We start from the raw sequence: 12374 nt of genomic DNA, 5'->3' as shown, positions 1-12374 counted from the left end.
CAGCATTGCTGCGGTGAATACGTTCCCGGGCCTTGTACACACCGCCCGTCACGTCACGAAAGTCGGTAACACCCGAAGCCGGTGGCCCAACCCCTCGGGGAGGGAGCTGTCGAAGGCTACCGACCACCCACCACGTCCGCCACGTGCGAGAACCACGTCTCGCGGCCGCCGCCGTCGTGGCCCACCGAGTTGAAGTACTCCCAGCCGAAGACGCCACCGAAGTCCGGGTGCCGGTCCACCAGGGTGCCGACTGTGGCGTCGAAGGTGGACCAGTCCACGTACCCGCTGCAGTTGCCGGGGTTGGTGACGGTGCCCGCCACGACGCGGCCCGGCGTGAACCCGTTGGCGAGGATCTGGTCATAGACCGTGGTGGTGCGCAGGTCGCCCCAGCCGCAGTAGAACTGCGTGTTGTACCAGTCGATCCGGTCGCCGGCCTGGCGCTCCAGCTCGGCGTAGGAGAAGCCGCCGGAGAAGCTCGTCCGGCCGGCCATGTCGGTCGCCACCGGCGTCAGGGTCACGATGAAGTCCGGGCCGAAGTCGGCGCGCAGCGCGTCGATCAGGTGGACCGTGTCCGCCAGGGAGAACGTCTCTTCGATGTCGAGGTCCACGCCGTCCAGGCCGTAGGTGCGCAGGAAGTCGCGCAGCACCGGGTAGAACCGGTCGAAGTCCTCGCGCAGGTAGCGGTAGGTGCCCGGCGCGGCCCCGCCGAGGAACGCGCTGACCTTGACGCCCTGGTCCTGCATGGTGGCCAGGTCGTCCCACATGACGCCGAGCTCGGCGTGGTCGGCCGGGATGTCGTTGACCGTCAGCGATGCGTCGGAGTTCAGGTGGATCGCGCCGACGTTCACGTCGGTGACCGAGCCGAGCAGCGGCTTGGGGTCCACGTAGCGGCGGACGCCGTCCGAGCCGGTCTCGTAGATCGTCTGGTAGAAGGCGAGCACCCGGTGGTCGGCGTCGGCGGCCGACGCCGGCTCCTGGGTAGGTTCGGGCTCCAGGGCGGTGGCCGCGGGGCCCGCCGCGGCGGTCAGTGCCAGCAGGCCGGCCGTCAGCGCGGCGCCGAGTCGGACGAGCGAACGGGACATCGGTGGCTCCCTCTCTCCAGGCGGTCTCGTGCCGGTGCTCCGCCGAAGCGCGGCTGAGCACCCCTGGGACCGTAGGCGGCGCCTTCGCCGTCGGACAAGGAGGGCGGCCGGACCATGGGGATATCCCTCATGCCGCGCGCTGAACGTCACTCAAACGAGCGGCCCCGGGGAGACAGCCGAGGCCGGGCTCCCCGACGGGAGCCCGGCCTCGGTCGTGTGCTGCTGGATCAGGCCGCGACGGCGGCGCGGAGCTTGGCGCCCAGCTCCTCGTCGACGTTCGTCCAGTACTGGAAGAAGCGCTCACGGATCTCGGCGATCGTGATGGACTGGCCCTGGCCGGTCAGGGTCTCCAGCAGACGGGCCTTGGCGCCGTCGTCGTAGACCTCGCGGTAGAGCGTGCCCGGCTGCACGAAGTCGCCGTCCTCGCTGTGCAGCGTGGCGGCCGTGCGCACCAGCTCGCCGTCCGACTCCCAGGCGCCGTCGTGCCCGCGGGCCGGGTCGGCGACGGGGCCGCCGAACGAGTTCGGCGCGTAGTTGGGCGTGCCCACCTCGTTGAAGTGGTGGCGCTGCGAGCCGTCCTGCGAGTAGTTGTGCACCGGCGCGGCGTGCGGCTGGTTCACCGGCACCGACTGGTAGTTGGTGCCCACGCGGTAGCGCTGCGCGTCCGGGTAGGAGAACACGCGGGCCATCAGCATCTTGTCGGGCGAGATGTCGGTGCCCGGGACCTGGTTGGCCGGGGACAGCGCGATCTGCTCGATCTCCGCGAAGTGGTTCTTCGGGTTCCGGTTCAGCGTGAAGTGGCCGAAGTGGATCAGCGGGTAGTCCGCGTGCGGCCAGACCTTCGTCAGGTCGAACGGGTTGAACCGGTACGTCTTCGCGTCGTCGTACGGCATGACCTGGACCTTGATGTCCCAGACCGGGTTGTCGCCGCGCTCGATCGCCTCGTACAGGTCGCGACGGTAGTAGTCGGCGTCCGCACCGGCGATCTTCTCGCCCTCCTCGCCGCTCAGGAACTTGACGCCCTGGCGGGAGATGAAGTGGTACTTGACCCAGAACTTCTCGCCCGCGGCGTTGGTCCACAGGTAGGTGTGCGAGCCGTAGCCGTTCAGCTCCCGCCACGAGGCCGGCAGGCCGCGGTCGCCCATGAGGTAGGTGACCTGGTGCGCCGACTCCGGCGACAGCGTCCAGAAGTCCCACTGCATGTCGGCGTCGCGCAGGCCCGACCACGGCAGGCGCTTCTGCGAGTGGATGAAGTCCGGGAACTTGATCGCGTCGCGGATGAAGAACACCGGCGTGTTGTTGCCGACGATGTCGAGGTTGCCCTCGGTCGTGTAGAAGCGCAGCGCGAAGCCGCGCACGTCGCGCCAGGTGTCGGGGGAGCCCATCTCGCCGGCGACGGACGAGAAGCGCAGCGCCACCTCGCCCTTCGCGCCCGGCTGGAAGGCCGCCGCACGCGTGTACTGCGACACGTCACCGGTGATCTCCCACTCACCGAAGGCGCCGCCGCCCTTGGCGTGCACGATGCGCTCCGGGATGCGCTCGCGGTTGAACTGGGCGAGCTTCTCGACCAGGTAGCGGTCGTGGAGGACCGTGGCGCCGTCGGCGCCGACGGTCAGCGAGTGCGCGTCACTGGCGACCGGCGTACCGGTCTGCGTGGTGGTGTAGGGAGTAGTCATTCAGACGTGCCTTCCTCTGCTGCTGCTTGCGGGGGTTCTTGCGGGGTTCCAGCGGGGCTGGAAGGTCTGTGGGGTCAGGGCTGCGTCGCGGGGCCGACGGCGGAGTCGCCGACGGCGGAGTCCTTGCCGCGGCAGTCGGGACACAGGCCCCAGTACGTCACCTCGGCGGTCTCGACCACGAAGCCGTGGTCGTCGCTCGGGGTGAGGCAGGGCGCGTGGCCCACCGTGCAGTCCACGTCGCCGATGGCGCCGCAGGAGCGGCAGACGATGTGGTGGTGGTTGTCGCCGGTGCGGCGCTCGTAGCGGGCGGGATGCCCGGCGGGCTCGATGCGGCGCAGGAGCCCGGCGTCGGTCAGCGCGTGCAGGAGGTCGTAGACCGCCTGCACGGAGACGGTGCCGAGCTCGGAGCGGACCGAGCCCAGGACGGCGTCGGCCGTGGCGTGCTGGTTCTCGCCCACCGCGCGCAACGCCGCCACGCGGGCGGCGGTCACGCGCAGGCCGGCGCCCCGGAGGAGGTCCTCGGGCGACGCGGCGGGGGCGGTGGACGTCATGACCAGCAGTCTAGGCCCTAAACTGGAATCGTTCCAGTTGAGTCGGGCAACAGGTTTCGCCCGCCGGAACGAGGGCGGCCCACCTCACACCCGGCCGCGTGGCGGGCGCTCTCTTCCTCCTGGTATCGTTGAGGGACGACCGACCCGGTGTGAGCCGGGTGCGCAAAGTGGATTCCATCCCACCCGAGTCACGACGGTGCACCGCAAGGTGCCGACAGAGTCCGGGTCCTTGGTCGGGTACGAAGGTCCGGCGTTGCTGTTGCCGGGCCCGCGTGTCCTTTCCTCGTGATGGCCTCCACCTGTGTTCAGGGCGGGGGCCATTTCCCGTTCCTGGTGGTCCATCAACGACTTCTTAGGAGCATCACCATCACCGAGCCTCGCATCAACGACCGGATCCGTGTCCCCGAGGTCCGACTCATCGGTCCTGGCGGGGAGCAGGTCGGCGTGGTTGCCACGGCGGTCGCCCTGAAGCTCGCCCAGGACGCTGACCTCGACCTCGTCGAGGTCGCGCCGGACGCCCGCCCGCCCGTCGCCAAGCTCATGGACTTCGGCAAGTTCAAGTACGAGTCCGACATGAAGGCGCGAGAGGCCCGGCGCAACCAGGCGAACACGGTCCTCAAGGAGATCCGTTTCCGCCTCAAGATCGACCCGCACGACTACGGCACCAAGAAGGGCCACGTCGAGCGGTTCCTCTCGGCCGGCGACAAGGTCAAGGTCATGATCATGTTCCGCGGCCGCGAGCAGTCGCGCCCGGAGATGGGTCGTCGCCTGCTGGAGCGCCTGGCGGAGGATGTCGCCGATCTCGGTTTCGTCGAGTCCATGCCCAAGCAGGACGGCCGCAACATGACCATGGTCCTCGGGCCGGTCAAGAAGAAGGCGGACGCCAAGGTCGAGCAGCGCAAGCGCGCTACCGAGATCAATGCGGGCCGGATGACCAAGTCGGAGGCCAAGGCGCAGGCGCGTGCGGTCGACGAGCCCGACGCGGACCTGGTCGAGGACCAGCTCGCCGAGGACCAGGTCGACGAGACGGTCGAGACCGTCGTCGAGGAGCCCGCCGTCGAGACCGCTCCGGAGCCCGCTGAGGTGCCGGTCGCGGAGGCGGAGCCCGAGCCGGTCGTCGAGCCCGAGCCCGTCGTCGAGCCTGAGCCCGTCGCCGTGGCCGAGCCCGAGCCCGAGCCCGAGCCCGTCGTCGAGCCTGAGCCTGTCGCCGAGACGCCTGCCCCGGCAGCGCCGAAGCCGGCCGTCAAGCCTGCGGCAAAGGCTGCCTCCAAGCCGGCAGCGAAGCCCGCCGCCAAGGCAGCTCCGAAGCCGACCCCGGCCCCCAAGCCGGTGCCGAAGCCCGTGGCTCCCAAGCCGCGTGCGCCGCGCAAGGCCGGCTGAGGACGAGGTCCCCAAGACCACCACGACACCGGGCCGGCTGACCGGCCCAGGTACACGTCGCCGTTCCAGCAACGGTCGACCGACATGAGGAGAGACGGCAGTCATGCCGAAGAACAAGACGCACTCCGGCTCCAAGAAGCGGTTCCGGGTCACGGGTAGCGGCAAGGTCATGCGCGAGCAGACCAACGCCCGCCACTACCTCGAGCACAAGTCCAGCCGTCGTACGCGTCGTCTGGCCGTGGACCAGGTCGTCGCGCCTGCCGACGTCAAGAAGATCAAGAAGCTGCTCGGTAAGTGACCCCCGTGGCGCGCGCCTGACGCGCGCCGCCCGGAACCCTTCCAGCCCCGAAGTAACAAGGAGTCTCACGTGGCACGCGTGAAGCGGGCAGTAAATGCCCAGAAGAAGCGCCGTACGACCCTCGAGCGCGCCGCCGGTTACCGCGGCCAGCGCTCGCGCCTCTACCGGAAGGCGAAGGAGCAGGTCACCCACTCGCTCGTCTACGCCTACCGTGACCGGAAGGCGCGCAAGGGCGACTTCCGCAAGCTGTGGATCCAGCGCATCAACGCTGCGTCCCGCGCGGAGGGCCTGACCTACAACCGCCTCATCCAGGGCCTCAAGGCCGCTGGTGTCGAGGTCGACCGCCGCATGCTCGCCGAGCTCGCGGTCAACGACGTGGCCGCGTTCAACGCCATCGTCAAGGTCGCCAAGGACGCGCTGCCGGCGGACGTCAACGCCCCGGCCGCTGCCTGAGGTTGAGCATCTCACCGGACGCCCGGACAGTGTCCTCCTCGGAGGCATCCGTGCCGCTTGACGTGACGCTCGCGAATCCGCGAGCCGACCGGGTCAAGCAGGTGCGGTCACTGTCCGGGCGTTCGGCGCGCTCCCGGCACGGTCTGTACCTGGTCGAGGGCCCCCAGGGGGTCCGCGAGGTCGTCCGGCACGCCGCGTCGTCGGTCCGGGACGTCTACCTGACGCCGTCGGCCGCCTCGCGCTACACCGAGATCGTCGGCGACGCGCGTGCGGCCGGGGTGTTCCTGCACGTCGGCACCCCGGAGGTGCTCGACGGGATGAGCGCGGACGCCCAGGGTGTGCTCGCTGTCGTCCGCACCACCGCGCCCTCGCTGCGCGAGGCGCTCGACGCCAGGGACCCGGAGCGCGCCGGCCGACCGCTCCTGGTCGCGGTGCTGGCCACAGTTCGCGACCCCGGGAACGCCGGCACCGTGATCCGCGCCGCGGACGCCGCCGGCGCCGACCTCGTGGTGCTCGCGGGGGAGAGCGTGGACGTGCACAACCCCAAGGTGGTGCGCTCCACCGCGGGGTCGCTGTTCCACCTGCCCGTGGTGACGGGCCTGCCGCTGGACGCCGCGCTGGCGGAGCTGCGCGCCGCAGGGTGCCAGGTCCTCGCTGCTGACGGCACCGGCCCGTTCGACCTGGACGACCTGCTCGACGACGCCGGCAGCGGTACCGCCCCGGACCTCGCCGGGCCCACGGCCTGGGTGTTCGGCAACGAGGCCTGGGGCCTGCCGGAGGCCGACCGGGCCCTGGCCGACGCCGTGGTGCGCGTGCCGATCCGGGGCCGGGCGGAGTCGCTCAACCTGGCGACCGCTGCGACGGTCTGCCTGTACGCGAGCGGCAGGGCGCAGCGCTGAGGCTGCCCGACGCCGCCGCCGACGTCTGGGGCGCGTGGGGCCACGTGCTGCGGCCCGCCGCCCTGGCGCTGGTCGTCGCTGTCCTGGCGATCCGGCTGCTCGTGCGGGTCCGACGCCTGCGGGGCGTCCCGCACGCCCGCGCCTGGCGGCACTCCGTCGCCGAGGTCGGTTTGGTCGTGGGCACGGCGCCGTGGGTGTGGATGATCCTCACGCCCCGGCCCGGTGAGCGCGGCCTCTCGCTCGTCCCGTTGCAGGACCTCGCCGACCAGCTCTCGGGGCCGGTCCCCGCGGCGGTGGTGCAGGTGGGTGGGAACCTGCTGGTCCTCGCCGCGCTCGGCTTCTTCCTGCCGGTGCGGTTCCGGTTGGTGCCGGGATCGGTCGGGCGCGGCGGTTCGCGCCAGCGCGTCGCGCCTGGGGCCCGGCCCGGGCATGGGCCGCGGACCGTGGTGGTGCTCGCCCGGGTCGCCGTCGTGCTCCTCGGGGTGGCCGTGACCGTGGAGGTGCTCCAGTACGTGCTGCGGCTCGGTCGGGTGACCTCCGTGGACGACGTGCTGGTGAACGTCGCGGGCGGCCTGATCGCTGCGCTGTGCTCCCGCCGGTGGTGGGCGGACCGTGCGCCGCTCGGCGGGCGCTGAGGACGCCCGAGCGGGTGACTCTTGCGTCCTGGCGTATCGCGTCGCGACGCGGTCACCTACCGTGGGGCAGATGAGGTACATGCCTGATCTGAACCGCATCAGCGAGGCACTGACCGGAGCGTTCGGCGTGCGGCAGGTGTACGGAGAGCCGATCGAGCGCGACGGGACCCTCGTGATCCCGGCCGCCCGCGTGGCGACCGGCGGAGGCTCGGGTGGCGGAGGCGGCAGCGAGCCGGGCGGCCACCACGGCACGTCCGGCGACGCCACGGCCGGTGACGCCGAGGGTGAGGCCGGGTCGGCCACCGACGCCGAGGCGGAGGGCGAAGCGGGCGCCCTCGGCGAGGGTGGCGGCGGCGGGTTCGGCTTCGGCCGGCGCGCCGAGCCGGCGGGCGCCATCGTCGTGGACGACCAGGGCGTGCGCTGGGTGCCCGCCGTCGACGTGAACCGGATCGTCCTCGGGGGCCAGATCGCGTTCGTGCTCGCGGCCGTCGTGGTCGCATGGGCCGTCACGCGCCGCCGTCGTCGTCGGTGAGAAATGGGCTCCCCGCGGCGGGGGCCCGCCCCTAGGATCGTCAGGTGCGGTTGTTCACGGCGGTCATCCCGCCCCAGAGCGTCCTTGACCACCTCGGGCTTGCGATCGATGGCGTACCTGCCTCTCCGCGGTGGGTACCCCGCGAGAGCCTCCACATCACGCTCGCCTTCTACGCGGACCTCCCGGAGGGGACGGTTCCTGAGCTGCGCGACGACCTGTCCGACGTCGCGCGCAAGCACGGTCCCCTCGACCTGCGCCTGCGCGGTGCCGGGTCGTTCGGGGCGCGGGTCCTGTGGATCGGCGTCGACGGCGGCACCGAGGCCCTGAAGGACCTGGCCACCGACTGCCTGGCGGCGTCCCCGCGCGAGGTGCCCGACGACGTGAAGCCGCACCGGGCACACGTCACCGTGGCGCGCGCCCGCGCCGGGCAGGTGAAGCCGCCGCGCGGCCGGGACCGCTGGGGCAAGCGGGCCGGTGCCGAGCCGCGCTCGGCGCTGGAGCCCGCTGCCCAGGCGCTCTCCGTGTATGCCGGGCCGGCGTGGACCGCCGACTCGTTCGCGCTCGTCGAGTCTCACCCGGGGGAGGGCCCCCAGGGCGGTCCGCGGTACGAGGTCGTGGAGACCTGGGCGCTCGAGGGCTGACCGGCCCCGGGCGGGTCGGGTGCCGTCTCCACGGCCGGGACCAGGGCCGCCCCGGCCGTGGAGACATGGCTGTTCGAGGTGCCGTCGCTCGGTGGACCGGACGCGCCAGGGAAGAGGCCGTGGCAACGGCCCGCGCGTCCCGTTCACCCTGCACTCGCACTCGAACATGTGTTCCACATTAACGCACTGTTTCGCGATGCGCCACCGATCATGGTCAAGAACGCTCCGACTCGGTGATCCGAGAGCAAACGCACTAAACGGGCAGGTTGGCTCGCGCTGTGGTGCGAGGCTATGCCCGCTCACCGACACGGAGAAAAAGTGTGCCAAGCGCACGAACCGTAGCGCCCCGAATCGCGTTGCCGGGTCGCGGCGCGGCATGGAATGATGTCGCCATGCAGCTGCTGACCCGCCGATTTATGCGGCCCGCCAAGGGCCGTGCGGCGAGCGCTGCGCGCGGGCGCTGAGCTGCCCTGTGGACAACGCGTCCTGAGCCCTGGCGGGCACCTAGACTTCAGATGCCGGCACGGGTCCCCACGCAGGGACCGGGCCGGCTCCCGAATCCGCCAGGAAGGCAAGCATGTCCACGCCCGATGAGAAGGCACCCATCGATCCGCTCGACGAGGCGGCACTCGACGCCGCGGTCAAGTCCGCTCTCGACGACATCGCGAAGGCCGGCGACCTCGAAGCGCTGAAGGCCGTCCGCACGCAGCACACGGGGGACCGCAGCGCCCTGGCCCTCGCCAACCGGGGGATCGGCGCACTGCCGGGACCCGACAAGGCGAAGGCCGGCAAGCTCGTGGGCCCCCGTCGCGGCCGGATCAACCAGGCGATCGCCGCCCGCCAGTCGGAGCTCGAGGCCGAGCGCGACGCCCACGTGCTGTTGGAGGAGACGGTCGACGTCACCCTTCCGGTGCGGCGTGCGACGACCGGCGCCCGGCACCCGATCGAGCTGGTCCAGGAGCGGATCGCCGACTTCTTCGTGGGCCTCGGCTGGGAGATCGCCGACGGCCCCGAGGTCGAGGCCGAGTGGTTCAACTTCGACGCCCTGAACTTCGGCCCGGACCACCCCGCCCGCCAGATGCAGGACACGTTCTACGTGGCGGGGCAGGACGGCGCCGACTCGAACCTCGTGCTGCGCACGCACACCTCACCGGTCCAGGCGCGCTCCCTGCTGGAGCGCGGCGTGCCCCTGTACATCGCGTGCCCCGGCAAGACGTTCCGCACGGATGCGCTGGACCAGACCCACACGCCGGTGTTTCACCAGGTCGAGGGTCTCGCGGTCGACAAGGGGCTCACCATGGCCAACCTCGTGGGCACCCTGGACGCGTTCGCCCGGGCGATGTTCGGGCCGGAGGCCAGGACGCGCCTGCGCCCGGCGTTCTTCCCGTTCACCGAACCGTCCGCCGAGATGGACCTGTGGTTCCCGCAGAAGAAGGGCGGCGCGGGCTGGATCGAGTGGGGCGGCTGCGGCATGGTCAACCCGAACGTGCTGCGCGCCGCCGGCGTGGACCCGGACGAGTACACGGGCTTCGCGTTCGGCATGGGCATCGAGCGCACGCTCATGCTGCGCCACTCGATCGCGGACATGCACGACATCGTGGAGGGCGACGTGCGCTTCTCCACCCAGTTCGGGACGGAGATCTGAAGTGCCCCTCATCGTGAAGGACTGGCTCGCGGACCACGTCGAGCTGCCTGCGGACCTGACCGCCGAGCAGCTCGCGGCCGACCTGGTGAAGGTCGGCCTGGAGGAAGAGGCGATCCACGGCGCGGCCGTGACCGGCCCCCTGGTGGTGGGTCGCGTCCTCGAGATGACCCCCGAGCCGCAGAAGAACGGCAAGACCATCAACTGGTGCCGGGTCGACGTCGGACCCGAGCACAACGACGAGGAGGGCGCGCGCGGCATCGTCTGCGGCGCGCACAACTTCGGCGTGGGCGACTACGTTGCGGTCTCGCTGCCCGGCACGGTGCTGCCCGGCCCGTTCCCGATCGCCGCCCGCAAGACCTACGGGCACGTGTCCGACGGCATGATCTGCTCGGTCCGGGAGCTCGGCATCGGCGAGGACCACGACGGCATCCTGGTGCTGACGCGGCACGGTTTCGCCGAGGAGGACCTCACCCCGGGCCAGAGCGCGATCGCGCTCCTCGGCCTCGGGGAGGAGGTTCTCGAGATCAACGTGACCCCCGACCGCGGCTACGCGTTCAGCTACCGCGGCGTGGCCCGCGAGTACGCGCACTCCACGGGGGCCAAGTTCACCGACCACGGCCTGGCCACGGGTGCCGAGCCCGCGGCCACCCCGGACGGTTTCGAGGTGCGGGTGCAGGACGACGCGCCGATCAACGGCGTTGTGGGCTGCGACCGCTTCGTGACGCGCATCGTGCGGGGCATCGACCCGTCCGCGCCCACGCCCGCCTGGATGAAGCACCGCCTCGAGGGCTCCGGAATGCGGTCCATCTCCCTGGCGGTCGACATCACGAACTACGTGATGCTCGACCTCGGGCAGCCGCTGCACGCCTACGACCTGGCCCAGGTCTCGGCGCCGATCGTGGTCCGCCGGGCGACCGCCGGCGAGCGACTGACCACGCTCGACGACGTCGACCGGGCCCTGGACACCGAGGACCTGCTGATCACAGACTCGCCCGACGGCGCGGGCAGCCGCGTGCTCGGCCTGGCCGGCGTCATGGGCGGAGCGTCGTCCGAGGTCAGCGCGACCACCACCGACGTGCTCGTCGAGGCGGCGCACTTCGACCAGATCACGGTCGCCCGCACCGCTCGCCGGCACAAGCTCCCGAGCGAGGCCGCCAAGCGCTTCGAGCGCGGTGTCGACCCCCTGCTGCCCGCCGTCGCGGCACAGCGCGTGGTCGACCTGCTGGTCGAGCTCGGCGGTGGCGCGGCCGACGCCGCGGTGAGTGACCTCGACGAGACCGGGACGCCCGCCCCGATCGCGCTCAAGGTCACCGAGCCCACCCGGCTCTCGGGCGTCGAGTACACCCCGGAGCAGGTGCGCACCACGCTGGAGGAGATCGGTGCCAGCGTCGAGGCAGCCGGCGAGGGGGTGCTCACGGTCACGCCGCCGTCCTGGCGGCCCGACCTGACCGAGCCCGCCGACCTGGTCGAGGAGGTCGTGCGCATCCAGGGCTACGGCGAGATCCCGTCGGTGCTTCCCGCAGCCACGGGTGGCCGCGGGCTCACCGCCGAGCAGCGCACGCGCCGTTCGGTCGCGCGCGCACTGGCCGAGGCCGGGTTCGTCGAGACCCTCAGCTACCCGTTCGTGGGCACGCCCGAGTACGACGCCCTCGGCCTGCCGGCCGACGACCAGCGCCGTGTCTCGCTCCGCCTCGCCAACCCGATGGCGGACGACAAGCCGCTGATGCGGTCCAACCTGCTGGTCACGCTGCTGGAGACCGTGCGGCGCAACGTGTCGCGCGGGCTCACCGACCTCGCGGTCTACGAGATCGGGCTGGTCACCACCCCGGCGGAGGGTGCCCCCGTGGCGCCGACGCTGCCCGGCGGTGTGCGGCCCACCGACGAGCAGCTCGCGGCCCTCGCGGCGGCGGTCCCCGACCAGCCGCGCCGGGTCGCGGGTGTGCTGACCGGCAAGCGCGAGCTCGCCGGCTGGTGGGGCCCGGGCCGTGCCGCCGGCTGGGAGGACGCCCTGGAAGCTGCGCGCCTCGTGGCCGAGCGCGCGGGGGTCGACGTCGTCGTCTCCGGCGATCCCGACCGGATGCCCTGGCACCCGGGGCGTTGCGCGCGGCTCGAGCTCACGGACGGGACGCTCGTCGGTCACGCCGGTGAGCTGCACCCCAAGGTCGTCGAGGCGCTGGGGCTGCCCGCGCGGGCGGCGGCGTTCGAGGTGGACCTGACGGTCCTGGTCGCTGCGGCGTCGGGCGAGCCCGTCGTCGCCCGGCCGGTGTCGGCGTTCCCCGCGGCCAAGGAGGACTTCGCCTTCGTGGTCGACGGCGGCGTGCCCGCCGAGGCCGTGCGGTCGGCGATCGTGGCCGGGGCCGGCGACCTCCTGGAGGACATCGCCCTGTTCGACGTCTTCACCGGGGAGCAGGTGGGCGAGGGCAAGAAGTCGCTCGCGTACTCGCTGCGTCTGCGTGCGGCGGACCGGACGCTGTCCGCGAAGGAGGTCCGCGCGGTGCGCGACGCCGTCGTGGAGTCGGCGTCGGCCGAGGTCGGCGCGGTGCTGCGTGGCTGACGCGTCGGCGGCGGGCGCTCCCGTGGGC

11 protein-coding genes, 1 rRNA gene and 1 pseudogene are annotated in these 12374 nt (G+C 71.9%); 10 read left to right on the top strand and 3 right to left on the bottom strand.

Annotated features, from left to right (window positions below; genetic code table 11):
• Positions 1 to 160 (top strand): 16S ribosomal RNA (locus ACFWEJ_RS20655); the annotation flags it as partial.
• Between the two features lie 247 nt (positions 161 to 407).
• On the opposite strand, the pseudogene ACFWEJ_RS20650 reads toward ACFWEJ_RS20655, so the two are convergent.
• The 3 genes and pseudogenes from ACFWEJ_RS20650 to ACFWEJ_RS20640 all read right to left on the bottom strand — a co-directional run.
• A pseudogene (locus ACFWEJ_RS20650) lies at positions 408 to 1082 on the bottom strand (glycosyl hydrolase family 18 protein); the annotation flags it as partial.
• Between the two features lie 227 nt (positions 1083 to 1309).
• Positions 1310 to 2758 (bottom strand): catalase, encoded by a 1449-nt coding sequence (locus ACFWEJ_RS20645; RefSeq protein WP_377231065.1) that lies wholly within the window; start codon positions 2756 to 2758, stop codon positions 1310 to 1312.
• Positions 2759 to 2832: 74 nt separating this feature from the next.
• Positions 2833 to 3309, bottom strand: a complete 477-nt coding sequence (locus ACFWEJ_RS20640) for a Fur family transcriptional regulator (protein WP_377231064.1) — start codon at positions 3307 to 3309, stop codon at positions 2833 to 2835.
• A gap of 288 nt (positions 3310 to 3597) precedes the next feature.
• Here ACFWEJ_RS20640 and infC point away from each other — a divergent pair, with 288 nt between their 5' ends.
• The 9 genes from infC to pheT all read left to right on the top strand — a co-directional run bounded on the left by infC (position 3598) and on the right by pheT (position 12346).
• Positions 3598 to 4689 (top strand): translation initiation factor IF-3, encoded by a 1092-nt coding sequence (gene infC / locus ACFWEJ_RS20635; RefSeq protein ID WP_377231063.1) that lies wholly within the window; start codon positions 3598 to 3600, stop codon positions 4687 to 4689.
• Between the two features lie 103 nt (positions 4690 to 4792).
• On the top strand, positions 4793 to 4987 hold the full coding sequence (rpmI, locus tag ACFWEJ_RS20630) for a 50S ribosomal protein L35 (protein ID WP_020016628.1): 195 nt from the start codon (positions 4793 to 4795) through the stop codon (positions 4985 to 4987).
• 69 nt (positions 4988 to 5056) lie between these two features.
• Positions 5057 to 5440 carry a 50S ribosomal protein L20 gene (gene rplT / locus ACFWEJ_RS20625; protein ID WP_182614731.1) on the top strand — a complete coding sequence of 128 codons (384 nt, stop codon included), beginning with the start codon at positions 5057 to 5059 and terminating at the stop codon, positions 5438 to 5440.
• A 50-nt stretch (positions 5441 to 5490) separates the two neighbouring features.
• Entirely contained in the window at positions 5491 to 6339 is an 849-nt protein-coding gene (locus ACFWEJ_RS20620) for a TrmH family RNA methyltransferase (RefSeq protein WP_377231062.1), read from the top strand.
• Between the two features lie 44 nt (positions 6340 to 6383).
• The gene (locus ACFWEJ_RS20615) at positions 6384 to 6974 is read left to right on the top strand and encodes a VanZ family protein (RefSeq protein ID WP_377231061.1); all 591 of its coding nucleotides are present in this window, start codon (positions 6384 to 6386) and stop codon (positions 6972 to 6974) included.
• A gap of 79 nt (positions 6975 to 7053) precedes the next feature.
• A complete protein-coding gene (locus tag ACFWEJ_RS20610) occupies positions 7054 to 7506 on the top strand; it encodes a hypothetical protein (RefSeq protein WP_377231060.1) in 453 nt (150 codons plus the stop codon).
• Between the two features lie 44 nt (positions 7507 to 7550).
• Positions 7551 to 8147, top strand: a complete 597-nt coding sequence (thpR, locus tag ACFWEJ_RS20605) for an RNA 2',3'-cyclic phosphodiesterase (protein ID WP_377231059.1) — start codon at positions 7551 to 7553, stop codon at positions 8145 to 8147.
• A 577-nt stretch (positions 8148 to 8724) separates the two neighbouring features.
• The gene (pheS, locus tag ACFWEJ_RS20600) at positions 8725 to 9792 is read left to right on the top strand and encodes a phenylalanine--tRNA ligase subunit alpha (protein WP_377231058.1); all 1068 of its coding nucleotides are present in this window, start codon (positions 8725 to 8727) and stop codon (positions 9790 to 9792) included.
• Position 9793: 1 nt separating this feature from the next.
• Positions 9794 to 12346: a phenylalanine--tRNA ligase subunit beta gene (gene pheT, locus ACFWEJ_RS20595; protein WP_377231057.1), complete on the top strand. Its 2553-nt coding sequence runs from the start codon at positions 9794 to 9796 to the stop codon at positions 12344 to 12346.
• The last annotated feature ends 28 nt before the right edge of the window (positions 12347 to 12374 follow it).

Source organism: Promicromonospora sp. NPDC060204, from assembly GCF_042728455.1.
GTDB lineage: Bacteria > Actinomycetota > Actinomycetes > Actinomycetales > Cellulomonadaceae > Promicromonospora.
The sequence above is the reverse complement of the archived record's forward strand: the minus strand, read 5'-3'. Positions and strand labels throughout refer to the sequence as shown.